Source organism: Marinobacter sp. W-8 (assembly GCF_044342215.1).
In the GTDB taxonomy this organism is placed as follows: domain Bacteria; phylum Pseudomonadota; class Gammaproteobacteria; order Pseudomonadales; family Oleiphilaceae; genus Marinobacter; species Marinobacter nauticus.
In genome coordinates this window covers 2,031,721-2,055,995 of the sequence record NZ_CP172297.1, presented here as the reverse complement: position 1 = coordinate 2,055,995, position 24,275 = coordinate 2,031,721, and the positions used below count along the sequence as shown (strand labels likewise).

Annotated in this window: 22 protein-coding genes and 1 tRNA gene; 11 read left to right on the top strand and 12 right to left on the bottom strand. The window is 56.9% G+C overall.

The window, feature by feature from the left end; all coding sequences use genetic code 11:
- Window position 1: 1 nt before the first annotated feature.
- The 4 genes from smc (at window position 2) to ACF8YQ_RS09565 (ending at window position 9,587) form a co-directional block, all read left to right on the top strand.
- Window positions 2-3,493, top strand: a complete 3,492-nt coding sequence (smc, locus tag ACF8YQ_RS09580; protein WP_396621247.1) for a chromosome segregation protein SMC — start codon at window positions 2-4, stop codon at window positions 3,491-3,493.
- Between the two features lie 130 nt (window positions 3,494-3,623).
- Window positions 3,624-4,634 (top strand): cell division protein ZipA, encoded by a 1,011-nt coding sequence (gene zipA / locus ACF8YQ_RS09575; RefSeq protein WP_396621246.1) that lies wholly within the window; start codon window positions 3,624-3,626, stop codon window positions 4,632-4,634.
- Window positions 4,635-4,658: 24 nt separating this feature from the next.
- A complete protein-coding gene (ligA, locus tag ACF8YQ_RS09570; RefSeq protein ID WP_396621245.1) occupies window positions 4,659-6,695 on the top strand; it encodes an NAD-dependent DNA ligase LigA in 2,037 nt (678 codons plus the stop codon).
- A 147-nt stretch (window positions 6,696-6,842) separates the two neighbouring features.
- Complete coding sequence (locus ACF8YQ_RS09565) at window positions 6,843-9,587, top strand: hypothetical protein (RefSeq protein WP_396621244.1); 2,745 nt, start codon at window positions 6,843-6,845, stop codon at window positions 9,585-9,587.
- Between the two features lie 27 nt (window positions 9,588-9,614).
- Here the strand turns inward: ACF8YQ_RS09565 and ACF8YQ_RS09560 are convergent, their stop codons facing one another.
- The 3 genes from ACF8YQ_RS09560 to ACF8YQ_RS09550 form a co-directional block, all read right to left on the bottom strand.
- Window positions 9,615-10,259, bottom strand: coding sequence for a CBS domain-containing protein (locus ACF8YQ_RS09560; RefSeq protein WP_396621243.1), 645 nt, complete (start codon window positions 10,257-10,259; stop codon window positions 9,615-9,617).
- Window positions 10,260-10,350: 91 nt separating this feature from the next.
- Complete coding sequence (gene mnmC / locus ACF8YQ_RS09555) at window positions 10,351-12,246, bottom strand: bifunctional tRNA (5-methylaminomethyl-2-thiouridine)(34)-methyltransferase MnmD/FAD-dependent 5-carboxymethylaminomethyl-2-thiouridine(34) oxidoreductase MnmC (RefSeq protein ID WP_396621242.1); 1,896 nt, start codon at window positions 12,244-12,246, stop codon at window positions 10,351-10,353.
- Window positions 12,247-12,251: 5 nt separating this feature from the next.
- Window positions 12,252-12,860, bottom strand: a complete 609-nt coding sequence (locus ACF8YQ_RS09550; protein WP_396621241.1) for a peptidylprolyl isomerase — start codon at window positions 12,858-12,860, stop codon at window positions 12,252-12,254.
- Between the two features lie 204 nt (window positions 12,861-13,064).
- On the opposite strand from ACF8YQ_RS09550, the gene ACF8YQ_RS09545 reads away from it, so the two are divergent.
- The gene (locus ACF8YQ_RS09545; protein WP_396621240.1) at window positions 13,065-13,808 is read left to right on the top strand and encodes a pilus assembly protein PilB; all 744 of its coding nucleotides are present in this window, start codon (window positions 13,065-13,067) and stop codon (window positions 13,806-13,808) included.
- Window positions 13,809-13,879: 71 nt separating this feature from the next.
- Here the strand turns inward: ACF8YQ_RS09545 and ACF8YQ_RS09540 are convergent, their stop codons facing one another.
- From ACF8YQ_RS09540 to flgA, 3 genes are all read right to left on the bottom strand, one after another.
- Window positions 13,880-14,350, bottom strand: coding sequence for a flagella synthesis protein FlgN (locus tag ACF8YQ_RS09540; protein WP_226597387.1), 471 nt, complete (start codon window positions 14,348-14,350; stop codon window positions 13,880-13,882).
- A gap of 7 nt (window positions 14,351-14,357) precedes the next feature.
- Window positions 14,358-14,684 (bottom strand): flagellar biosynthesis anti-sigma factor FlgM, encoded by a 327-nt coding sequence (gene flgM, locus ACF8YQ_RS09535; protein WP_011784682.1) that lies wholly within the window; start codon window positions 14,682-14,684, stop codon window positions 14,358-14,360.
- Between the two features lie 127 nt (window positions 14,685-14,811).
- Window positions 14,812-15,519: a flagellar basal body P-ring formation chaperone FlgA gene (flgA, locus tag ACF8YQ_RS09530; RefSeq protein WP_288589782.1), complete on the bottom strand. Its 708-nt coding sequence runs from the start codon at window positions 15,517-15,519 to the stop codon at window positions 14,812-14,814.
- A 185-nt stretch (window positions 15,520-15,704) separates the two neighbouring features.
- Between flgA and ACF8YQ_RS09525 the strand changes: the two genes are divergently transcribed.
- The 4 genes from ACF8YQ_RS09525 (at window position 15,705) to ACF8YQ_RS09510 (ending at window position 19,037) form a co-directional block, all read left to right on the top strand.
- A complete protein-coding gene (locus ACF8YQ_RS09525) occupies window positions 15,705-16,634 on the top strand; it encodes a chemotaxis protein CheV (RefSeq protein WP_224848098.1) in 930 nt (309 codons plus the stop codon).
- Between the two features lie 35 nt (window positions 16,635-16,669).
- Complete coding sequence (locus ACF8YQ_RS09520; RefSeq protein ID WP_396621239.1) at window positions 16,670-17,497, top strand: CheR family methyltransferase; 828 nt, start codon at window positions 16,670-16,672, stop codon at window positions 17,495-17,497.
- Window positions 17,498-17,531: 34 nt separating this feature from the next.
- Window positions 17,532-18,431: a LysR family transcriptional regulator gene (locus ACF8YQ_RS09515; RefSeq protein WP_396621238.1), complete on the top strand. Its 900-nt coding sequence runs from the start codon at window positions 17,532-17,534 to the stop codon at window positions 18,429-18,431.
- Between the two features lie 120 nt (window positions 18,432-18,551).
- Window positions 18,552-19,037, top strand: coding sequence for a hypothetical protein (locus tag ACF8YQ_RS09510; RefSeq protein WP_396621237.1), 486 nt, complete (start codon window positions 18,552-18,554; stop codon window positions 19,035-19,037).
- Here ACF8YQ_RS09510 and ACF8YQ_RS09505 read toward each other — a convergent pair.
- Together ACF8YQ_RS09505 and ACF8YQ_RS09500 are read right to left on the bottom strand one after the other, a co-directional pair.
- On the bottom strand, window positions 18,985-19,653 hold the full coding sequence (locus ACF8YQ_RS09505; protein WP_396623291.1) for a cupin domain-containing protein: 669 nt from the start codon (window positions 19,651-19,653) through the stop codon (window positions 18,985-18,987). The two genes, ACF8YQ_RS09510 and ACF8YQ_RS09505, sit on opposite strands and share 53 nt — an antisense overlap.
- Before the next feature lie 21 nt (window positions 19,654-19,674).
- The gene (locus ACF8YQ_RS09500) at window positions 19,675-20,205 is read right to left on the bottom strand and encodes an isochorismatase family protein (protein ID WP_153740153.1); all 531 of its coding nucleotides are present in this window, start codon (window positions 20,203-20,205) and stop codon (window positions 19,675-19,677) included.
- Between the two features lie 202 nt (window positions 20,206-20,407).
- On the opposite strand from ACF8YQ_RS09500, the gene ACF8YQ_RS09495 reads away from it, so the two are divergent.
- Window positions 20,408-20,498, top strand: a tRNA-Ser gene (locus ACF8YQ_RS09495).
- A 169-nt stretch (window positions 20,499-20,667) separates the two neighbouring features.
- Here ACF8YQ_RS09495 and ACF8YQ_RS09490 read toward each other — a convergent pair.
- The 4 genes from ACF8YQ_RS09490 to ACF8YQ_RS09475 form a co-directional block, all read right to left on the bottom strand.
- A complete protein-coding gene (locus ACF8YQ_RS09490) occupies window positions 20,668-21,618 on the bottom strand; it encodes an AEC family transporter (protein ID WP_396621236.1) in 951 nt (316 codons plus the stop codon).
- Window positions 21,615-21,893 (bottom strand): acylphosphatase, encoded by a 279-nt coding sequence (locus ACF8YQ_RS09485; RefSeq protein WP_396621235.1) that lies wholly within the window; start codon window positions 21,891-21,893, stop codon window positions 21,615-21,617. The genes ACF8YQ_RS09490 and ACF8YQ_RS09485 overlap by 4 nt, the downstream gene beginning before the upstream one ends.
- A 76-nt stretch (window positions 21,894-21,969) precedes the next feature.
- A complete protein-coding gene (locus tag ACF8YQ_RS09480; RefSeq protein ID WP_022992765.1) occupies window positions 21,970-22,983 on the bottom strand; it encodes a c-type cytochrome in 1,014 nt (337 codons plus the stop codon).
- A gap of 12 nt (window positions 22,984-22,995) precedes the next feature.
- Window positions 22,996-23,643 (bottom strand): c-type cytochrome, encoded by a 648-nt coding sequence (locus ACF8YQ_RS09475; RefSeq protein ID WP_396621234.1) that lies wholly within the window; start codon window positions 23,641-23,643, stop codon window positions 22,996-22,998.
- Between the two features lie 225 nt (window positions 23,644-23,868).
- Here ACF8YQ_RS09475 and ACF8YQ_RS09470 point away from each other — a divergent pair, with 225 nt between their 5' ends.
- Complete coding sequence (locus tag ACF8YQ_RS09470; protein WP_011784694.1) at window positions 23,869-24,273, top strand: DUF1330 domain-containing protein; 405 nt, start codon at window positions 23,869-23,871, stop codon at window positions 24,271-24,273.
- Window positions 24,274-24,275 lie beyond the last annotated feature (2 nt).

The window sequence follows — 24,275 nt, the reverse complement described above, 5'->3', positions numbered from 1 at the left end:
TATGCGGCTGAAGTCCATCAAGCTCGCGGGATTCAAATCCTTCGTTGATCCCACTACGGTGCCTTTCCCCTCCAACATGACCGCGGTGGTGGGCCCTAACGGCTGTGGCAAGTCCAATATTATCGATGCCGTTCGCTGGGTAATGGGTGAAAGTTCCGCGAAGTACCTGCGTGGCGAATCGATGACCGACGTTATCTTCAACGGTTCCAGTGCCCGCAAGCCGGTGGGACAGGCGTCGATTGAACTTGTTTTTGACAACAGTGACGGATCGGCGCCCGGCGAGTTTGTGAAGTTCAACGAGATTTCGGTAAAACGCCGGGTATCCCGGGAAGGGCAATCCGAGTATTTCCTGAATGGCTCCAAATGCCGTCGTCGTGACATTACCGATCTGTTCCTTGGCACCGGTCTCGGGCCGCGCAGTTACGCCATTATCGAGCAGGGCATGATTTCCCGGCTGATTGAAGCGAAACCCGAGGAATTGCGGGTATACATCGAGGAAGCTGCGGGCATTTCCAAGTACAAGGAACGGAGGCGGGAAACGGAGAACCGTATTCGCCGCACCCAGGAGAACCTGGAGCGGCTGACAGACCTCCGCGAAGAGCTTGGACGTCAACTGCAGCACCTGGAACGTCAGGCTGCAGCCGCGGAAAAATACAAAGCCTATAAACAGGAAGAGCGCGAAAAGAAAGCCGAGCTAACGGTGTTGCGCTGGAAAGCCCTTGATGACGATCTTCAGACCTGGCGCGGAAAAATCCGCGATACCGAGCTGGAACTTGAGAAGTTCCTGACCGAAAGGGTGAACCTGGAAACTTCGCTGGAATCGCTCCGGGAAGACCACCATGAACGGACCGAGCACTTTAACCGGGCTCAGGCCCGGTACTATGAGGCCGGGGCCGACATTGCCCGTATTGAGCAAAGTCTGGAGCACCAGCGCGAGCGCAGCCGACAGACTGCGGCAGAGCTGGATCAGGCCATGGCCAACGAGCGCGAATTAGGCCGCGAACTGGAACAGGATGAAGAAAAGCTGGCCACGCTACGGGAAGAGCTCGACATGATCGAGCCTGAGCAGGAGGTATTGGCGATACGTTCAGAGGAGTCGGCCGAGAAGCTCCAGCAGGCAGAAGAGGCCATGAGTGACTGGCAGCACCGCTGGGATGAGTTCAGTACCCGTTCATCGGATGCCCGCCGGCAGGCCGAACTGGCGCAATCCCGAATTCGCTCTCTTGAAGACGCCATCGAACAGCTGAAAACCCGACAACAGAAATTGCGCGATGAGCAGGTGCTGCTGGACGGACAATTGGATCGCTCGGAGCTCGAGCAGCTTCTGGAAGAACAGGAAACCCTGGAACTGAAAAGGGAAGAAACCGCGGAGCGTATTCAGCAACTGCAGGATCAGGTGTATTCGAGCCGACAGGCTTTGCGCGAAGCCGAACAGAGTTCATCTGAATATCGCCAGACGGTGCAGAGCCTCAAAGCCACGATGGAGTCCCAGCAGGCACTTCTGGACGAACAAATGGGGGCCGGCGACGATGCCCTGCAATCGTGGCTGGCCGATCAGGGGCTGACCGACGCGCCGCGACTTGCTGCGAAATTGTCGATTGAGGACGGCTGGGAGTTTGCCGTCGAGCAGGTCATCGGCCGCTTCACTCAGGGCCTGACATTGCCGGAATTCGATCAACTGGCTACGGCGCTGGAATCGGCCCCCAAAGGTTTCGCGGCGGTCAGTGACCGTGCCGTTGCCTCCGAAACCCGTGGCCTGGCGGCCAAGGTGAGTGGTGTCGGGGCGATCAGCCAGCTGCTTTCTTCGGTTCAGGCTGCCGATACCCTTTCTGAAGCCATGGCCAACCGATCTGGTCTGGCGCCTGGCGAGAGCATCATCACCCGGGACGGTGTCTGGCTTTCTCGTGACTGGTTGCTGATGCCTGACTCCGATGCCGCTCAGGTGGGTGTGATTGAGCGTCAGAAAAAGGTAACGGAATTGCAGGCAAAGCTGGCGGACGCAGAAACCAGGCTGGAGCAGGCAACCGAGCAGCTTGAGCATCTCCAGGAGAAGGCGGAGCGTGCCGAAACTGAACGGGACGAGGCTCAAGCCCGCCACAGCGACGTTGAGCGGGAGCTTGGGGCTCTGGCTTCCCGTGCCAGTGGTCTGAAAGCCAGGGCAGAGCAGATTGACGCCCGGCTGACGCGGATCAGGGAAGACATTGCGGATGTGGGTCTGGCGTTGGAAGAGCAGCAGGCCAACCTCCAGGAAGCCCGTGAAGAGTGGGATATTGCACTCGCATCCAGCGAGGACAGTGAGGAAGAGAAAGAGCAGTTGCTGGAGCAACGGGATTCCCTGAGGGAAACACTGGACCGCCTGCGCCAGGAAGCCCGGCATGACCGTGATCACGCTCATCAACTGCAACTACAGTTGCAGACCCTCCAGAGCCAGCGCGACGGACTGCAGCAAACCATCGACCGGATGCAGATGCAGAAAGAGCGTCTGGAAGAGCGGCTGGATGTACTCAGGGAATCCCGCGAAAGTGCCGAGGAGCCTATTGAGGATCTCCAGTTGCAACTTGAAGGGTTGCTGGAACGACGACTGGCCGAAGAAGAAAAGCTCAGTGCCGCCCGGGATGCCCTGGAAGAGATTGATCGACAGGTTCGTGATCGCGAACAGGGGCGGAGCCGAACCGAGCATCAGGTTCAGGAAATCCGGGCTCGGCTGGAAAAACTGAAGATGGAATCCCAGGCCCTGGAAATTCGCTCCGGCAACCATATTGAGCAGCTCAAGGAACTCGACGTTAAGCTCCAGGAAGTGCTCGAACAGCTGCCAGAGGATGCTGAAGAAAAGGTCTGGGCCGAAGAGCTGGAGAAAATCGGTAACCGTATCCAGCGTCTGGGAGCAATTAACCTCGCGGCCATTGAAGAGTATCAGGTACAAAGCGAACGAAAGACCTACCTGGACGAGCAGCACAACGACCTGATGGAAGCGCTGGAAACCCTGGACAATGCTATCCGGAAGATTGATCGGGAAACCCGGCAGCGCTTCAAAGAGACGTTTGATCAGGTGAATGGCGGCCTGCAGGCCCTTTTCCCGAAAGTATTCGGTGGTGGCAATGCCTATCTCGAGTTGACCGGGGAAGACTTGCTGGAGACTGGCGTGGCCATCATGGCCAGGCCGCCGGGCAAGAAGAACAGCACCATCCACCTGTTGTCGGGGGGTGAGAAGGCGCTGACAGCCATCGCGCTTGTGTTCTCGATTTTCCAGCTCAATCCCGCTCCGTTCTGTATGCTGGACGAAGTGGACGCGCCGCTGGACGACGCCAACGTGGGTCGCTACGCGAATATGGTTAAGGAGATGTCGAAACAGGTTCAGTTCATCTACATTACCCATAACAAGATCGCCATGGAGATGGCGGATCAGTTAATGGGGGTCACCATGCACGAACCCGGCTGCTCGCGGCTGGTATCTGTTGATGTGGATGAGGCCGCCGCGCTGGCTGAGGCCTGATGCGCGCAAAGGTTGGTGAAATGCTCGCCAACCATGACAATAACGCCATCTGGGCCCGGTGTGCGTTGTATTCATTACGGGCTTTTCTTAGAGTAGCAACGTTCCAAACTGCAAACAGGACAGCAGCATTATGTCACTTAGGGAATGGTTAATTGCCATAGGTACCCTGGTTATTATTGGAATTGTGATTGACGGTGTGCGCCGTATGCGGCGTGCCCGGAAGGAATCCATGGCCATTTCGTCCGGTATGGGGGCTGACGAACTCAAGGATTCCCCGCTGGATGATGACTTCAACCCGGAATTGCCAAACGGTGGTGCTCGCACGGTTTCCCGCTCGACATTGGAAGATCGGGGCTATCTGAAGCGCGATATGTCCGCCCCCGTAAGTGCCGATGAAGAAGACGATGTTACCCCGGAATCCGGCTGGAGCGCCCGAGATGGGGATGAAGATGATGGCATCCTGGGTCCGCCGAGGGTTATGAAACCGGGAATAGAAGAACCCGAGTCCCCGGAGCCCGAGGTGACCAGCACTCCGGAACCAGAAGCGGATAAACCGAAAACCAGGCCCGCCCGGCCTGAAAAGGCCAAAGCCGAACCCAGAGCGGAAGAGCCGCCGGTGGCTACCACCGAAGTTGAGGAAGATACCGCCCGGCGAACGCCTGGGAAACCGCGCAAGAATCAGCCCCTGGCTGGAGCCAATCGCCCGGAGGCCAGGGAAGTGCTGGTGATCAATGTATTGGCTCGCAGCGGTGAGCAGTTCCAGGGCAGCAAGCTCAAGAGCCTTTTTGAGGCCTGCGGCCTGGAGCATGGCGATATGGACATCTACCACCGCCATGAATCCGAGGACACCACCACGCCTGTACAATTCAGCGTGGCCAACGCCGTGGAGCCGGGCACCTTTCGCCCTCAGGACATGGCCGGGCTTAGCACCCCCGGTATCAGTTTCTTCATGAGCCTGCCAGGGCCCACCAATGCCTTGCAGGCCTTCGAGTTCATGCTTGAAACCGCCCAGTGTGTGGTGCGAAACCTCGGTGGTGAACTGAAAGACGAGCGTCGAAGTGTCATGACACCGCAAACCATTGAGCACTGTCGCCAGCGCATTCGTGAGTTTGAACGCAAGCAGCGCTCCCAGCGAGCCTAATAGCCCGTCCGGACCCCAGACCCGATGACTAACGTTCCCGAAACTATCCGGAAGCGCGTGGATTCTCTGCGCGCTACCCTCGAAGACCACAATTACTATTACTACGTTCTGGACGACCCCCGAATTCCCGATGCCGAGTACGATCGGTTGTTTCGGGAATTGCAGAAGCTGGAAGCTGAACACCCGGAACTGGCGACTGAGGATTCACCCACCCGTCGGGTAGGCAGCAGTGCTGAGACCAGTTTCGAGGAAGTCACCCACCGCCTGCCGATGCTGTCGCTGGATAATGCCTTCAGTGAGGATGAACTGCGGGATTTTGATCGTCGGGTTCGAGACCGACTGGGTGAGGACGGCGCCATTGAGTATGTCTGTGAGCCCAAGCTTGATGGTCTTGCCGTCAGTCTGCACTACGAAAACGGCAGCTTAACCCGCGCCGCTACCCGGGGTGACGGCTATACCGGCGAGGATATCACCGCCAATATCCGCACGATTCCGTCGGTACCCCTCAAACTGCGCGGCTCGGGATACCCGGATCTTGTTGAAGTTCGGGGCGAGGTTTACATGCCCCGTGCCGGTTTCGAGAAGCTCAACGAGCGGCTGGCAGAGCAGGGCGAGAAGACCTTTGTGAATCCCCGCAACGCTGCCGCCGGAAGCTTGCGCCAGAAGAAGTCGACCGTAACCGCCAAGCGTCCGTTGGAGCTGTGTGCCTACAGTATGGCGGTGACCGATGAAACTGTACTGCCGGAAACCCATTGGGACAGCCTGCAGCTTGTCCGGGGATGGGGCTTCCGGATTAATCCGGAAATGCGCAAGGCCGAGGGCGTGGAAGCCTGCTTGGATGCCTACAACGAACTAATGGGCAAGCGCGACAGCCTGCCCTACGAAATCGACGGCATTGTGTTCAAGGTAAACCGTCTGGATTTCCAGCAGGAGCTGGGGTTCGTTTCCCGCGCGCCGCGCTGGGCGATCGCCCACAAGTTTCCGGCCCAGGAAGAGCTGACGGTTATTGAAGATGTGGAATTCCAGGTGGGCCGAACCGGAGCGGTAACACCGGTAGCCCGGCTGAAACCGGTGTTTGTCGGCGGCGTCACAGTATCAAATGCGACCCTGCACAACATGGACGAGATCCGGCGCCTGGATGTTCATATCGGCGACACAGTGTTCATTCGCCGGGCCGGAGACGTTATCCCGCAGGTGGTGAAGGTCGTGCCAGAAAAGCGCCCGGCCGAGGCGCCGATGGTTGAAATGCCAGAGCATTGCCCGGTCTGTGGCTCAGATATAGTCCAGATTGAAGGGGAAGCCGTTGCCCGGTGTTCCGGCGGTCTGTACTGCCCGGCTCAGCGCAAGGAAGCAATCCGGCATTATGCCTCCCGGAAGGCCATGGATATTGAGGGCCTTGGGGACCGGCTGATCGAGGTGTTGGTAGACGAGGGCATGGTCAGCACCGTGGCGGATCTTTATCGCCTGACGAAATTCCAGATTGCCAGCCTGGAGCGTATGGGCGACAAATCTGCGGCAAAGCTGATTGCCGCCATCGATCGCTCCCGTGAACCGGTGCTTTGGCGGTTCCTTTATGCACTTGGTATTCGTGAAGTGGGTGAGGCGACCGCCAAGGGGCTGGCAGCTCATTTCGGCACGTTGGAAGCGATTTCCGAAGCGGATGAGGAGACTCTGCAGACGGTACCTGACGTCGGGCCGATTGTGGCCGGTCATATCCGGAGCTTCTTTGATCAGCCCCACAATCAGGAAACACTGGCGGCTCTGAAAGAGGCAGGTGTCACCTGGCAGGAAGAGCAGGTGCTTCCGGCGGATGAACAGCCCCTCAATGGCCAGACCTGGGTATTGACCGGCACTCTCTCAGGCATGACACGGGATCAGGCCAAGGAGAAGCTTGAGCAGCTCGGTGCCAAGGTTGCTGGTAGTGTCTCCAAAAAAACCGCCTGCGTTGTCGCAGGCGAGGCCGCCGGCTCCAAACTGGCCAAGGCTGAGCAGTTGGGGGTGCCGGTGTTGGACGAGGAAGGGCTGGCCAACCTGCTACGGGAGCATGGTCTGGAGGTCTGAGGGCAGCTGGCCAAAGAATCTGAGAACTCGCGCAGATCGCTCCGGATTCAAATTGGCTACCATGGCGTTGATCTGTAACGGTGTGTAAACCGGGTGCCAGGCACCCGGGCACGGCCATAACAATAACGTCATGAAACGGATTTTTGCATGCGCGCCGATTTGTTCTCCCGCTCAACCGCCTCGGGCCGCCTCCTTGGTGTTGCCCTGATTGCCCTGGCAGCGACCGGCTGCAAGACCGAAAAAGATCCTGACCAGCCCACCTTGTTGGGGGCGCCGCCAACCACCGCCTATCTGGGGGTGGAGTATTACTACAACTGGGGCGCCTATGGCGGCGAAAGCATTCTCGATTACTCCCTGACCAATGCACCCTCCTGGCTTGCGCTGGAAGACACCAGCAATAAGGCCCGTCAGGGTATTATCATGCGCGGTGTGCCTGGGCTATCCGGCGGCAACCGGGGTGAAGCTGATCTTGGCCAGACCGAGAATATCGAGATAGTCACCACGGACGGCCGCATGGCGGGTTTTCAGCCGTTTGATATTGAAGTCAAGCGGAACGTAGTTACCCTCGACGGAGCCAACCTGAAAGAAGGTGAAAGTCAGGCGTCTGAAGATGAGTCGGATGAGCGGTGTGCGGTGCCTGAGCTGGATGCCGGCACTTACTCTTATGATCTCCAGAAGTTCGATGATGAAGGCGCGCCGGATGGAACTGAGCCGGTTACCTATCCCACCAAACGTGCCTACGCAAAAATCGCTCTGGATCAACCGTCTGTAACTGAAGTTAAAATCGCCTTTGAGCTCCGTTCGGAGTTTGACCCAACCGCCTGTGACAACCCTGAAAATGATCCTCCCCCTGAACATCAGGATTGCAGATACAGTCGTGCCAACACAGGTACAGTCATCATCGGTGAAGACCTTATTGCGCTGAGTGAGGAACTGAATCATCCGGTTGATAAAGAAGGTAATCCTCTCGAGTACATCGAATACGACATGACTGGTGATACGGTAACCAGTGGTGTTGTGACGCTGAAGCCCGGTATTACCGAGTGCTACATTCCCTTTGAAGTGGTCGACGACCTGATTCCCGAGCCAACAGAAGTCGCGACGATGGTACTGACCGAGGTTCGCCAGGGCATTGCCTCCCTGGGCAACGGCAGTGTTGAGGTCAAGGCCAACATTTCCATCGAGGACAATGAGCCGCTACTCAGCATTGAAACCGTCAATGGCGGCAGCCGCGATACGATCAATACCGAGACGACTCGCGAGTATCGAGCCATTCTTACGGGTGACCGTAAAACCCTATTCAGAGCCAAACTGGCAAGGATTGGTGCACTGACCGGCGTTGCCGAGGACGAAACCTTCGAGATTGTTCAGAAGAATGCACAGGACGACTATGACGAAATAGAAGAGCTGGTATTCCCGCTGGAGCAGGATGAAATCATCTTTGGTGTGCGTGCGCTTGCCTATAACAATCTACAGGATGAATTGGACGACAACGCAGCACCCATCGGCGTAGATGTCAGTTACCAGGCTGGCCGGGCAGGGTATGCCAGGGGCGCTTCTGAAACGCTTATGAGGGTGAACCTGAACCGCCTGATCGCACCGCTGGCCTGGAATGATGGCTTTATGGCAACGGATGTGTCGCTGGGCCATGAGGGCCGGGTGTTTGTTGCTGGTTACCTTCCCGGGAACAATCAGGTCCAGGTCCGCATTTATGACCAGGCGGGTACGGAGCTGCAGATTGTTGAGGTGACAGACCCGGCGATAACGCTGCAACCTTCAGACGTATTCCTGGACGTTGGTGTACGAACGGTCACTGAAAACAATAACCGTGTGAATCGTTATGAAATTGCCGTTGCTTTCAGCTCTGACCAGGCAGAACCGGGTGCTCCCGTTGGCGGGTCTGATGTGGTAACGGCCCTGTTTCATTATGACGGTGCTTCGGGGAACTATCTTCCGAGCTGGATCGGAAACAATATCTTCAGAATTGGCACGCCGGCGGACGATTCGGTGCGATGGGTGGGCATTAACGGCACCACTGGCTATGTGTTGGTGGGCGGCGAAACCCGCGGTGCCTGGAATACCGATGCCTACCAGGGCGGCACCGACAGTTTCCTGGCCCGCATTGATACGGCGGAGAACGCAGGGGCTCTGGAGCCGACCCTGGCCTGGACACGGCAGGTTGGCTCATCAGGTGATGAGACCGTGGTCGGTGGTAGCTCACAAGGCTCGCTGGCTCTGCTGTTCGGGGCGTCGCCAATGACGCTTGATGGCCTCGGAAATGTTGGCCCGTATTTCTTCAATGGCAACACCGGAGAGTCACCGACCGTGTATCAGGTGGGTGAAGACAGCTCTGAATCGCTCGGGGACGGTCTGTATGGTGGTGCCGGGGTGGTGCTGGTCGGCGACGCGCCCTATAGCTACCGATTCCGTGAAGCGCAGCCAGAGGATGCCGGTACCGAAAATGCGGAGGATGAGATTATTCGCACGCGGCTGGATAATCGGGCCGGCTTTGTTTTGGGATTCAATACTTCAGGCGAACCTCTGAGCGCGTACACCGTTGATGATGCGGGTGATCTATCCAACGAATTCCTGACCCGTGGTGTCCGGTTTGACGGTGATATTGTGGTGTCGGGCAACACCAACGGGAGCTTTGTTGAAGGCCAGGCGGCGCCGGTGACGGGCACAGAGAGTATCCTGGCGAGAGTGGATACATCCGAATCTGACATAGCCTTCCGCAACTGGCGTAGGCAACTGGCATTCGAAGGTCTGGACATTCTCGATCTGGAGAATTACCGCGACGATGAAGTGGTGGCGTTGGTGAACCGAAATGGCGAAAGGATGCTGCTTGTTTTCAGCCCGGAAGGTGAGTTACTGACACCGATAACGCCGTAATCCTCCGGGTTGCAGGTCCGGGGTGGGTCAGACCGCCCCTTCCTGTCGGCCCGCATTGGCATAGAGCTTCAGGTAGTCAGTGCTGGTGACCACGCCGGCGGTTTGTCCGGCAGCATTGATGACCAGGGCTGCATTCAACCGGTGAGCAAGCATCAGGCGTGCTAGTTGATGGGCGTCGGTTTCGGGAGATGCAGTCAGAAAAGCCGGTAGTTCAATGTGAATCAGGCTTTGGTTCAAAGCTTCCGAACTGTTCTCGTGAATCCACGAAAGAAGCCATCGCAGGTCGATCAGGCCTGCGACATTGTTATCCGAGAGCACGACCAGATGGTGAACGCCGTGTTCTTCCATGGTCTCCAGCGCCTCTGCGACGGTGGCAGAAGCAGGAACCGAAAACTGCGCTGGCGAGCTGATGTCGGCGACGGGCAGGTAAACCCTTTCCTCCCGACGTTCGCCGGCGGCAGCGGCACCATACTCCTGAAGTGCGCGGAAGCTGCTACCACCGCCGCCGCTGTGCACTGCCTGCTGGAACTCGGCATCGGTAGCCTCGCTATGTTCGGCAGAAATGCCCGCAGACTCCGACAGCTCGGTGACATCGCCCACCCGGCGACTTCGGAACGCTTCGGGTAACCGGGTCCCGATCGGACGTCCGGGTTCACTGACGAAAATGGACATGCTTCCACCTCTCCGGGGGATTTCCCCCTCTACTGCCACCTTATGACGGTTTATCGGCCGCCGGACCGTTCGCTATAGCTCGAGTTTATTACTATACGGTTAGTTGGTTCCGGTAAAGGCGTCCCGTTTCCACACGACGGGCGAGCCGGGTATTCAGGCAGGCCGGTTGCTGGCAGATCCGGTCGGCCAGATATTCCGCCAGCAGCGGAGCCCATACCAGGCCTTTGCTGCCAAAACCGGTGAGCAGATACACGCCGGTCCGGGATATCTCATTGTTGCCGGGGCACGGACCTGCCACCGGCTGATAGTCGTGTGTGGTACAGCGAAATCCCACGCGCCCCTGAAGATGTTCTGCCTGTATGTGCTCTGAGATGTTTAGGGAGGGCAGCAGTTCCCGAAGTTGGTCCAGGTTTTCCTGATGCCCCTTGGGCGTTGGTTCGGGGTTATCGTCGCGAAGATCAAATGTGGCACCGGTTATGGCACTGCCGTCATAAGCGGGGTTCAGGTATTTGGTGCCACAAATGACTACATCTGGAAGCTGGCAGTCGTCTGCGGGTATACGCGTGACCTGTCCGCGAATGGGCTTGAGGCGCAGCGACTGGCCCTCAGGTACAGGCGCGAGGGCAGTGCTTTCATGGCCGGCAGCAACCACAACCTTTGCGGCTCTGAGAGATCTTCCGTCACTGGCCTGAATGACCCAGTGGTTGTCTGCCCAGCTCAGCGTATCGGCCTTGAACCCGAAAATCGTGCGGATGAGCGGGTGTTCAATCAGCGTTTTGCACGCTCGGGCCGGTTGTAGCCACCCGGAACCCGGAAACCATAGCGCTTCGCACTGGACAGGTATGCCGGCAATACGACTAGCTTCTGTGGGTGATACGGCACCCAGCAGGTTTTCGGGGTAGCTGCTGCGTTCCAGAAACCGCTTTTGGCGATCCTGCTCCTGGTCAGTGGCTGCGAGCTGCAGCAACCCGCTTGGGTGCCAGAAGTGGCCCTGCCAGCGTTGGTAGAAGCGTTGACTGAAGGAAAGTGCGGTGGCTGCGAGCTCTGTCTGGTCATTGTACTCGACACCGAGTTTTACATACAAAGCCCCCTGGTCATTGCCGGAGGCGCCCGCGCCGGGGCCATTGGCCTGGTCGATAAGCACTACCGGAACGCCCCGTTCTGCCAGATTGCGGGCTAGAGCGGCACCGGCGATCCCGGCACCAATGATGACGATGGGGTCAGTTCCGACAGTGGGGGCAGAGACCTCTTCCGAGGTTGGCAGTCTGCCGGTCAGCATTTCCCGCTTGCGACCGAAGCCGGGAACTTTCGCCATCTCGAAGCCTTCATCTGCCAGCGCACGACGAACCCTGCCGACCGAGGTGAAGGTGGCCAGGGTGGTGCCTGGTTGGCTGTGAGCCCGAATCTGATGAATGGCTTTTTCGAGCCACATGTCCGGGTTCAGCGACGGCGCAAACCCATCAAGGAACCAGGCGTCGGCCACGAATTCCAGTTCGTTCCAGGCGTCCAGTACATCGCCAAAACAGAGGGTAAGCCTGATAGCGCCGCAGCCAAGTACCAGGCGGTGCGTTCCTTTGATCAGCGGTGGGTAGTTCTCAATCAGCTCCCGAGCCAGGGGCTGCAGCCCCGGCCAGCTCTCCAGGGCCTTTTCCAGATCGGCCAGAGACAGGGGGTAACGTTCCACCGAGATGAAGTGAAGAATTGCGTGGTCTTTATCGTCAGGTCGTTGAGCCAGCCACTCGGCCCAGGTCGCCAGGAAGTTGAGCCCGGTTCCGAAGCCTGCCTCGGCGATCACAAAGTGGCTGTTCCTGTCGAGTTCGGCGAAGCGCCCGGGTAGTCCATTTCTTTCGATGAACACGTAACGGGTTTCGGCCAGACCGTCATCTCTGCTGAAGTAAACGTCGCCAAAGCGCGCTGATTCAGGCACTCCGTCTCGCCATATCAGCTCCGCCGGTTCCATTGCCGGCGGACGAAGGTCGTTGATCATGGGGCTCAGTTGTCTTTTGTGATTTCTTCGGCGGACTCGATGATGACCGGGCTCACGGGAACATCGGCCATTCCGCGATGGTAGCCGGTCTGGACCCCTGCGATACGATCAATCACACCCATGCCATCGGTCACCTTGCCGAAAACCGCATAGCCCGGGCCTCGAACTCCGGCGTTCAGGAAATCATTATTGGCTACATTGATGAAAAACTGGCTGGTGGCAGAATCCGGCGCATTGGTTCGGGCCATGGCGATGGTGCCGCGAAGGTTGGGCAGGGTGCTGGTAGCTTCGTTCACGATGGGAGCTCGGGTCTGTTTACGCCCCAGGTTCTCATCGAATCCGCCGGCCTGAACCATGAAGCCGGGAATCACTCGGTGAAAGATGGTGCCATCGTAAAAACCGCTGTTTACGTAAGCCAGAAAGTTTTCCACGGTTTTGGGCGCAACATCGGGCCGAAGCTGAAGCACGAAAGAGCCCTCCGTCGTGACAAAACGGACCTCAGGAAGTGCCGGTTCCTCGTTCTGGGCCACGGCTGGTGAGGTGGTCAGCAGAGTGGCAACGAAGGCAAACAGGACAGACATCACAATCGGGACGAGTTTTACGGGATTTGTCATTTCAAGGCAGCTCTCTGTTACAGGTGGTGACCAGAATACTGAGATAATCCGGTTATTACGTAGTTTGTGCAGATCTTAACAGATCATTACGCCATTAAGGGTAAATCAGAACAGCACGCTCAGAGGTTGTGGGCTACGCTTCACTTGACTGTTGAATACCGGGCCGGGTTGTACGGTGATCACTGATACTGCAGGAGGAATCTGGTGAGAATCCGTCAGGGTTTTGAAGAGAAATCCCGGCTTGGCCGGCTTTTGATCAATCGTGGCTACCTGTCTGAGGGTCAGCTGGAAGAGGGGCTTCGGGCTCAACGGGAGACCGGGCAGCGCCTCGGTGAGGTGTTAATCGCTGCCGGCTGGATCTCAGAGAGGGAGCTCCACCGCGTACTCAAGCATCAGTCGCGCTACCGGAATGCAGCAGCGCTGGTTACCATGGTCACCTTGCCATTTCAGCCCCTGGTGTCACTGGCGTCCAGCAACACCAACGCAGCGCAGGTAGGCGCCGGAGCGGGCGAACTCTACGAGCGGAGCGGACTCACACCCCTCTCGGAAGAGGAAATGTCAGGGGTGTCTGCACAAAGCGGTATTGGCCTGATGGAGCGCCTGGAGGCCGTGTCTTCCATGCCCGCCAGCGCCCGGGACGATCTCTCAGGAGAATCTCCCGATGTCGATGTGGTGGAAGGGATCAGACTGGCGGCCAATGTATTCGTGCCGGTGCTCAGTTTTCTGGATTCAGACCTTACAATTACGGGTGTGCATTACCGGGACTCAGAGCCTCGCTACTCGCTACAGGAAGACGGAGGCCTGAGGCTGGCATTTCCGGAGCGTATCGAGGAAATCCGGATGGATAATATTCGCGTGATGGGCGGCCAGACTCCACCCATGGGCAATGTCAGCATTCGCGATATCCGCTTTCACCCGGATGCCCAGATGACCATCTATACGCGTTGAAAACCTTGCCCTGAAACGAAAAATGCCCGGAAGATCTCCGGGCATTTCGTTGTCTGTGAGCGATGGGCGTATCAGGCGCTGGCCAGAATATTGGTGCTTGAGACGTTGGTCTGCTGGCCTTTGGCACCATAGAGCTTCTGCTGGGCGGAAGCACCTCGGAAGATGTCGGTAAGGCGTGACAGGCGCTTTTGCAGGTGCCCGAGAATTCGGCCGTTGTTCTGATTCACGGCCTGGCATTCGCGCAAACGAGTGTCGGCTTCTTTCCAGAGTTGGTGGAGCTCATCCATACCAGCGGCGCGAATGAAGCGTGATGGCTCTCCGGCATTGGGCTTGTAGCCCATATTCACCAGCAGGTGAATCTTCTTTTTGGCGCGTTCGCGTATGCCCTCAAGAATCTGGTTTTTCCGGCTGGTCATTTCTTGGAGGGGTTGGATATCCGCAGAGGAGAGCACGGATTTTTCCTGGTGGAGTACTTCCGCCAGCAACTCAAGCTGGCGGATATCTTCCTGAAGAATCGCTTTCAACTGTTCATGTGCAGTCATGCTTTACTCACCCGAAAATGCTTTTATCCATCTCAAGCATTTTCTGGGCCAGTTTCTGGGCATCTACCTTGTAGGTGCCGTTCTCAAGAGCAGAACGAATCTGTTCGATGCGATCATCGTCCATTTCGGGGTAGTCCCCCAGCTTCTGCTCGAGTTGCTTCAGGTTTTTCGCCTGATTGCTCAGGTTCACGTTTTCGCCACGGGCAGCGGGGCTCTGGGCCTTGGCTTGCTCGCCTGTGGGCGCCTGTGACGTTTGATTGCCTGAGGCTTTGTCGGCCGTGGTGCGCGTGGTGTTGACCTGGCCGGGGCCAATTCCATTTAAGTCAACTGACATATCAATACCTGCTTGCCTGGGGCCACACGAAAGTGGCGTATTCGGGTTTATATCTGCTTAACGGCAAATCCGCGCCATACTTTAGTTACAAAACGGAAAACATTTGCCGCTCTTGCTGTTTGCCGCCTTACATCGGAATTTCGACCCGCCCGGGTCCAACGGCACGAGCTTTGACTGTCCGGGACGAGCGGAGATTTTCCACCAGTACCTGTTCTCCAACGCCCGCGCTCGCCAGTGCCTTACCGCGAGATGATACCGAAAATGAGCCTGAGCGCGCGGTGATAATAACATGGTCACCCCGCTCAATCGCGTTGGGAGCTTCAAGGAGATCCGGGGTCATTACCGTGCCGGCGTTCACCGGGCGGCGCATCATCATGCCTGAAACAGATTCCTTCCGGGTGAGTACGCCGCGGCGACTGGCGTTGATCTGAACCGAATTTACGGTTACCAGATCCTGTGTCAAACGCTCCCCGCGCGCCAGGGGTCGAGCCGCTACCAGGGCAGGGCCATGAACCTCAACGCTGGTGGTCACGTACATTTTCCAGGGGCGTTCACCACTACACGATACCAGTACAGACGGGCTGGTGGTTTGCAGCGGATCGCCCGCAAATTCGGTGTTCAGATCCTGATTGCAGGCGGCAAGGGCGATGCGGCTATCAATGGCGCCGACTTCATAGCTGCTTTCATAGCCCTCGGCTGCAAGGGTTTCGGACCACCTGGCCAGAAACATCTGGGCGGCGTTGCGGATGGTTTCAGCAGTGGTACGTTCTGAAGACTGAGTGACCGGGCTCAGTAAAAGGCACAATGCAGCCAAAAAGATGATTCGCATACGCACCGGTTTGTCCTATGCTGTCTTTATCTGTGTGTTTTGTCGAAATTCGTTAAGGATTCGGGTTCTTGGGCCGTTAACCCTTAACAGGTCTTCAGGCGTCAAAGAATTGTCTTGGACAGGCCTGAAACCACCTTACAAAGATTGAAGCAATATTGATGCCGGTATAGGCACGCCAGGAGTAAAGCATCATGGCAGGGGTATTAGACAGCGTTAACCAGCGCACCCAGCTGGTCGGTCAGAACCGGCTCGAACTGTTGCTGTTCCGTTTACGGGGGCAGCAGATGTACGGCATCAACGTATTCAAGGTCAAAGAGGTGCTTCAGTGCCCCAAGCTGTCATCGATTCCCAACAGCCGGAGCGTGGTTCGAGGGGTTTCCCACATCCGCGGTGAAACCATTCCGATTATCGATCTGAGCATGTCGATTGGCTTGCCGGGTATACCGCAGGAGCAGCTGTCCACCAGTTTCGTGATCATCACGGAATACAACCGTAAAACTCAGGGCTTTCTGGTAACGGGCGTAGACCGGATTATGAATATGAACTGGGAAGACATTCTGCCTCCACCGAAGGGTGCCGGAAAGGATGTCTACCTCACGGCGGTTACCAAGATTGACGATAAACTTGTAGAAATCATAGATGTAGAAAAGATTCTTGCAGAAGTTTCTCCGCTCAGGGAAGATGTGACGGAAGAGCTGGTCAGCCGAAGTGCGGAACGGGTTCCCGGCCATTTGCCCGTGCTGGTTGTGGATGATTCTTCCGTGGCTCGCAGGCAGATTGAGCGCTGTTTGACCGCTATCGGAATGGAAGTAGTTACGAAAAACGACGGCAAGCAGGCGTTACAGTATCTCAAGGAGATTACTCAGGACGGGTCGAAAGCGAACGACCACCTGTCTTTGATTATCTCTGATGTTGAGATGCCAGAAATGGACGGCTACACCCTGGTTACCAGAATCAAGGAAGATCCGGCGCTGAAAGAAATGTATGTCATGCTGCATACCTCGCTGAGCGGTGTCTTCAACCGGGCGATGGTGCAGAAGGTGGGCGCAGACGATTTCATGGCGAAATTCAGCCCGGATGAGCTGGCCGAGCGAGTAATGGAGATTATTGATCAGCACTGATGCTCGGCTGACGGTTTCACCCACGAAGAGATCCAATGAAAGCGGACATAACGCCCCAGGAATACGAAGCCTTTAAAAAGTTCCTGCAGGATGCGTGCGGCATTCTGCTGGGTGATAACAAGCAGTACCTTGTGAAGAGCAGGCTTCGGCGGATACTCGAAGAAAACAGCCTGAACTCCCTTGGAGAGCTTCTCGAACGATTGCAGAGGCCTGGTCGGGCGGGTTTGCGCGAAGTGGTCATCGATGCGATGACCACCAACGAGACGCTGTGGTTTCGGGATAATCATCCGTTCCGGATTCTGCAGGAAAAGCTCTTGCCGGAGTTCGCCGAGCGAAATTCACTCCAGCCCCTGAGAATCTGGTCTGCCGCCTGTTCTACTGGCCAGGAGCCGTACTCTGTAGCCATGGTGGTGGACGAATTCCGCCGTACCCGGCCAGGTAAGCTACGGGATGTAAAAATCACCGCAACGGATATCTCCAAAAGCGTGCTGGAAGTTGCCCGCCGTGGCGAATACGAAATGATCGCCATCGGCCGGGGGCTATCCCCGGAGCGCCAGAAACACTTTTTTACCCCCTCGGCCAACGGTGGGTGGCAGATTCGACCGCAAATCAAGTCCATGGTGGAATTCAAGGAATTGAACCTGCTGGATCGATACATGCTTGGCAAGTTCGACATCATCATGTGCCGGAATGTGCTGATCTATTTCTCAGCGGAACTGAAAAAGGACATTCTTACCCGGCTGCATGGGGCTCTGAACCCCGGAGGCTATCTGATTCTTGGTGCTTCTGAGTCTTTGAACGGGCTTCCCAATCTCTACGAAATGGTCCAGTGTCACCCTGGCATCATCTATCGCAAAAAATAGCCCGGAACTGTTCAATGCGGAGTAGGGGGCCGATGTGGAGAATCTGAACCTCCGACATCTCTATTATTTCTGGGTAATCAGTCGCGAAGGCTCTATTGCCCGGGCGAGCGAGGTGCTCGACCTGGCACCCCAGACCCTCAGTGGCCAGCTTGCGACCTTTGAAGGCGCGGTGGGCGGCCGGTTATTCAGCCGCGAGCGTCGGCAATTGGTGCTCACAGAACTCGGCCATATGGTTCGCAGTTATGCCGATGAGATCTTCGAGCTGACCGGTCAGTTGTCTGAAACCCTGAGGGCGGGGCCTGAACATCGGCCGCTTTCCTTGTCTGCGGGCATATCGGCGTCTATCCACAAACTGATCGCCTATTACCTCCTTCACCCGGCGATGAAGCTGAACCGGTCCGTGCAACTGGAATGCCGGACCGGCCGGACGGAAGACCTTCTTCTCAGCCTCAAGCGGAAGGAGCTGGACGTGGTACTGACCGATAGAATGCCCCAGGCAGAATCTCCTGAGCGTTTTGCGGTTCATCCATTATCCCGGTCTACCATCAGCCTGTTTGCTGCACCCGAACTGGCGGAGCAACTCAAGACCGGCTTTCCTCACTCGCTCAATCACCAGCCGTTACTGGCGAACGCTACCGATGCGCCGTATTTCGAGAAACTGATGCACTGGTTCAACCTCAATAATGTGCGAATGAACCTGGTTGCCCGAGTCGATGACAGCGCCCTTATCAAGGTGTTTGGTCGCGAGGGAGTCGGTGTATTCGCAGCCCCTACGATGATTCAGGATGAGGTGTGCCGGCAGTATCAGGTGGCTTTGATTGCTTCGCTCGATGAAGTGACAGACCAGCTGTTTGCAGTCACCCGAAGCCGCAAGCTGGCCCACGAGGGTGTGCGCGCAATCTGTGAGGCTCGTCAGGGGATCTTTGAGCGCTAGGCGCCAAGCTGTTAAATCCTCGAAAAAGCCGATGTTTTTTGCTTAAGAAAACTTATTTTATCGAAGCTTGCGCTGCCCCATTATGGAATCGTATTCCGCAGTATCCAGAGGAGCGCAGCTATGAAAACGATTCACAAGTTCAGACTCGAACCTGGTAAAGAGCCTACCACCCTGACCTTGAGAGAGGGTTATGAAGTGGTACGCTGCGAGTATCTGGTGCCGCATAAGGCGGTTTTCCTTTGGGTACAGCAGCCATTGAATGTAACCACTCCCACGGTGGAACGGCAGTTCCGGGTAGCAATGTCGGGTGAGCCGGTTCCTGATCGGTTCCAATACATCGATACCGCGCTTGATCCCTTCGGTCCTGAGGCCTATCACGTCTTCGCGGTGCCGGCAGGCGAATTACACCTCACTGGTAATGGCCACGAGCGGGCCAGCGATGAAATGCTGGGTGGCGCTGGGTGGCGCTGGGTGGCAAGGGCGTTACGCGTCCTGAATATGATTGCTGGCAAGCAGCGTTGCACGCGCTTTTGGGCCCCATCTGGGGCCCTTTTTACGTTTCAGGGGAGTGGTTTACCGGTAAGTGGCCGGTTTTTACCCAGATGACCGTCTCCTGTTCAACAAACGGATGATGTTCGCTCATATGCGGGCTGCGAATCCAGCTTCCTGCGGGATACCGGCCGTGTTCATCACAGAATTCGCCCGACAGCACAAAGACCTCTTCTCCACCAAAGTGACGATGTGGCTGAAAGGTCTCGTTGGGCGGCCACTTCACCAGGGCAACGTGCTCATGCTCGAATTCGTGCAACGGCATAACCTGTAAACCGCCAATGCCGGGCAGCCAGTGGCCGGCATTGGTATCGATTCGAACCGTCGCGGTATCTCTCGGGTCGAACTGATGGAGTTTGACCAGCAGGGTGCAGCCTTCTTCGCTGAACGGTGCATGACTGCTGCCCGGAGGATTCCGGATGTAGGTGCCGGCCGGATAGTGGCCGTTCTCGTCGGAAAAAACGCCTTCAAGCACCAGAATCTCTTCACCCAGAGGGTGTTCGTGGGTAGAAAAGGAAGAGCCGGGCTTATAGCGTACAACGCTGGTAGCGTGGCCCCGCTCGGCTTCCTCTCGGGCCAGTGGCTTGCGCTCAACGCCTGCGGCGGGGCTGGGGACCCAGCGTTGTCCGTGGGTACGGATAACAACGCGCTGGGAAAAATCCATGTTGAGCATAACGTGTCTACCTTCTGTCATTCACTTTATCAGAGCCTGAATGTCGCGGAAGTGTGGGTGCTTGCAGTGAACCATCCACTCGAAAGCCACCATTTCAGTGGTAACAATGCGAGCGCCGCTCTGGTGCAGTCGATCCAGGGCAACGTCCCGATCGAGTTCGCTACGGGACCCGGTGGCGTCGGCCACCACCCATACCTTGTAGCCGGCATCCAGGAGGCTCAGGGCGGTTTGCAGCATACATACGTGGGTTTCGCAGCCTCCGATGACAATATGTTGCCGGCCTTCTGGTAATTCATCGATGAGCCCGTCCGGGCAGGCGTCGAAATGGGTTTTCGCCAGGGTTGTGGAGCAGAGCTCCTTAACGCCTTCAAGATTCGGCCCAAGCTTTTCAGGTAGCTGCTCGGTTGCAATCGCAGGAACGCCAAGCAGTCCGGCGATGGTTGCCAGCGTAATGCAACGCTCAGCAACCGCATCGCCTTCGCTAATGGCAGGCATCAGCCGTTCCTGGACATCAATGAGCAACAGGGTGGATTGGTCGGCTTTCATCAGCATGGTCATTCTCCTGAACGTGTTGAGCGGGTTTCCTGAAAGGATACGCCATGGACCCCGGGTTTGTTATGCCCGAGGCCGTCGTAAGGTTCTTCTGAAAAAATTTTTGATGAATTCAAAACATGGAGTTGCCAAACGCCGTCAAAACCATTAAAGTTTGCGCCCTCAAATGAGCGACGACATCGCTGATTTGAAACAGTTTATTGGAGAGGTGGCCGAGTGGCTGAAGGCGCACGCCTGGAAAGTGTGTATACGTTAATAGCGTATCGAGGGTTCGAATCCCTCCCTCTCCGCCAATACAAAACCCCAGCAGAAATGCTGGGGTTTTTTATTGGCCGATTGGGTGGGTAGAAGAACCCTCGCGGGTTCGACCGAAGGCTGCGCAGCAGCCGCAGGAACGTCGGAGCAAAGCGACGACGGCCCCGAAGGGGTGAGGGCCGCAGGCCCGAATAATCCCTCCTATTCTTAGGCAACTCCTATCGACTGCAGCACAAACACCCCGGTAGTTACCGTCACACTCGCCAGCAAGGTCGTCAGCGCGATAATGTTTGCTGCCATGCGATCGTTGCCGCCCAGAGCCTTCACCATCACGAAACTGGCCGCTGCCGTTGGGCTGGCGAAGAACAGGAACATGAGCCCGAGTTCGCGCCCTTCAAAGCCGGCCAGCCAGGCTACAAGTGTGCACAGGGCCGGCAAAGACACCATCTTCCAGATGGATGAACCCATGGCCGGGCCACTGTCACTGCGGATGGATTTCAGCGAGACTGTCGCGCCGATACAGAGCAGGGCGAGCGGAAGAGTGAGAGAGGCAAAGTAGTCACCGCTCGTCATTACCCAGCCTGGAAGCTTGATTTCAAAGGCTGCGAACGGGATGGCCAGTACCACCGCGATAATCAGGGGGTTGCGGGTAATGTCTCGAAGGGTGTTGCTCAGGCTCATGGATTTTCCCGGCTGATAAGCCAGCAACACGATCACCGACAACGAGTTGTAGACCACAATCACCAGACCCAGCAGCAGCCCCCCGGCCGAGAGCCCATAGTCGCCATAGAGGTTGGCGGCCAACGCCAGGCCAACGATGCCACAGTTGCCTCGAAACGCCCCCTGGACATAAACGCCGCGATCCTCTTGCCGAACCCGTTTTATTGCCCAGAACCAGACCAGGGCAAAACTGGCCAGGGTCGCCAGGAAGTAGAATGCCAGCATGCTGATGCTGAGGGTGGTATCCAGATCGGCTCTGATGATGCTCAGGAATACCAGGGTGGGGAGTGTGGCCTTGAAAACCAGGGCAGAGGCGGTGGCGATGAACCCCTGATCAATCCAGCCAATGCGGCGAAGACCGATGCCGATAAAGACCATGGCGAATACCGGAAGGGTGGTCTCCAGCGTGTACAGAAAGGTATCAAGAAGACTGCTCAATGTGTGGTCCTGAAGTCAGAAAATTCCTGAGTGGCCGGCAGTTCCTGGGTTGCAACCTGATCGACGACAGCGCGTTCCGGGCCTTTGTGACACCATTCATGCAGTGCCTTGAGCTGAAGTGGATCGCCCTCTGCCATGATTTCGACCCTGCCGTCCGGTAAATTTCGTACCCAGCCTGTCAGGCCCAGTTCCCGGGCTTTCTGTTCGGTGGATGCCCGGTAGTAAACGCCTTGTACTTTGCCGCTTACCAGCAAGTGCCAGCGATTGATGGTCATCGTGTTCCTCCTTGCGTTGATTGCAAGCAAAAAGGCCTCCGCAAGGGAGGCCTGTGATACCGCATTATAACGCCTGTCAGTCGAATGTTCTCGACCTCACTGAGTCTGGCTTCAGGAAAGGCTTGTCTCCGGTGTTGTCGTGGTCACCCAGTAACTTGCCATCGGATTCCCGAACCTGACCATACATGGAATGTTTGTGGAAGGTGGGGCCGAATTTTTCAGCGGTTTCCTTCACATCGCCCGTGTAGCGCGGATCTTGTGGCCGCTCCTGGCTGTCCATGTAGAAGGCGATATCCCAGGCCTCCTGATCGGTCAGGGAGTTGGGCTGCCCCAATGGCATGTTGTTTTTGATAAAGCCAGCTGCGGTATGCAGGCGCACAATTCCGGCACCCCAGTTGTTGGACATATCGCCCCAAGGGGCCGGGAATACTGTGTGGCCGTCGATACGCAGGCCTGTCCCATCTTCAGCGTGGCACACCGCGCAGTTTTCCTGATACAGCTTTTCACCGTTGGTGTAGCTCAGTTCAGCCGGCCGCTCGGGCGCCGGGAAGCCGCGGCCGTAGATGGGCTGTTTGGGGTACATCTCCACACCTGTCGCCAACCACTGATGGTAGGCAGACAGTGCCAGCATATCGTCACTGCCGTACTCCAGCGGCTTGCCGTTCATGGAATAGGTGAAGCAGCCCGCAATCCGTTCCTCCAGATTGTTTACATGGCCGTTCTTGCCGCGATAGCCGGGCAGAGTCACGGCAGCAGGCCAGATAGGCGCGCTGAAAGGCATCCGGCCTTCGCCCAGATGGCAGCTGGAACAGTTCATATTGTTGAACACATTCTTGCCACGCAGTTGCTGGGTGTTGGTGAACAGGTCATAGCCCCTGCGGATAACCTTTTTCAGTTCCGGATGGATGTCGGCTTCTTCCAGGTCTGCCATGGACGGCGGAATGTGTACCAGTTGGTTTTCGTTCGGGGCAGGAAAGCCCATGGCGGTGAGCTGATCGATGTAGGCCTGGGTTCTGTCGTCATTGGCCGCAGCGGTTATCGGAAGTATTACGCAGCCGGAGAGGGCGATGGTTAGCAGTGTGCGCATCATGATCTTTGTCCCTCAGTTGCTGGGGGTGTTCTGGTTGGCAAGCCAGACGGCGACCGCGTGAATGTCGGTATCGCTCATGCGGCGTGCAATGGAGCCCATAAGATCCTGGGGATCGTTCTTGCGGGTCCCTTCCTTCCAGGCTTTCAGTTGTGCCTCGATGTAACCCGCGTGCTGGCCTGCAATGCCGGGAAATATGTCGCCAGCACCCTGGTTCCCGGGGCCGTGGCAGCTCTTGCAGGAAACCACGTATTGGGACCAGTCGCCACGCTGGGCCAGTTGTTCGCCTCTGGTCAGAAGTGCGTCATCGGCTTTCTGGCCGCCTTCACCAGCGGTGGGTTCAAGCTGGCTGTAGTAGGCCGCAACGTCGGCAATCTTCTGATCGTCCAGCATGTTCACGAAAGGCATCATGGTGGGGCTGGTCCGGGAGCCATCTTTGATGTCATGCAACTGTTTGGCCAGATAGGTGGCATTCAGCCCCGCCAGCCTGGGCCAGGATTCTCCACCTTCGATGTGTTTGCCGCTGCCATCGGCCTGGTGGCACGCTACGCAGAGGTTGGCGACCTCCTTGCCGTTTTGTGGGTCGCCAGATAACGCAGCAGATGCAATACCTGCCGTGGTGGCCAGCCCGATTGCGGCCAGTATCACTGGGAGTTTGCTCACGGTCGATTGTCTCTCTCTTGTTCTGAATAAGTACGCTTTAGCACTGATGGTTATGTGCTTATAGCCGTAGTGTGGCCTCAATTCTTGCTTGACGAAGGTCAATAATGCAAGGGAACCCCTCCGAAAGGCGAAGATGGAGATGCACATTTCGGGATTTTCGTTTACTGTCCTATTCAAAGAATGGCATCAAAGAGCCATCCTGCAAACGAATGAACAGGGACAACTATGGCGACCGTCAATCCATCTCAGGAAGAGTTACAGAAGATTCTTGATGAAATCCCCAAAGATCAGCCTGTTGTGATGCTGAATCTGCTTCGGTTCAGGGACAAGGCTGCATACAAGGATGACAGCGAAGACTGTTCCGGAAGGGATGCTTACAAGCGTTATATGACAGAGGCTGCCCGCAGTGTCTCGGAAGTTGGTGCCGAGGTGATCTGGTCTGGCCGTTCCGTCGGTTCGCTGATTGCGCCGCCGGATGAATCCTGGGATCAGGTGCTGCTGGTCCGCTACCCCTCCATTAACGCGTTTCTGGCGATGATTGAAAGCCCGGAATACAAGGGCGTGGTGAAGCACCGCACGGCCGCGCTGGAAGATTCCCGGCTGGTGGCCAATGTTGAGGGCACCCCCTGATT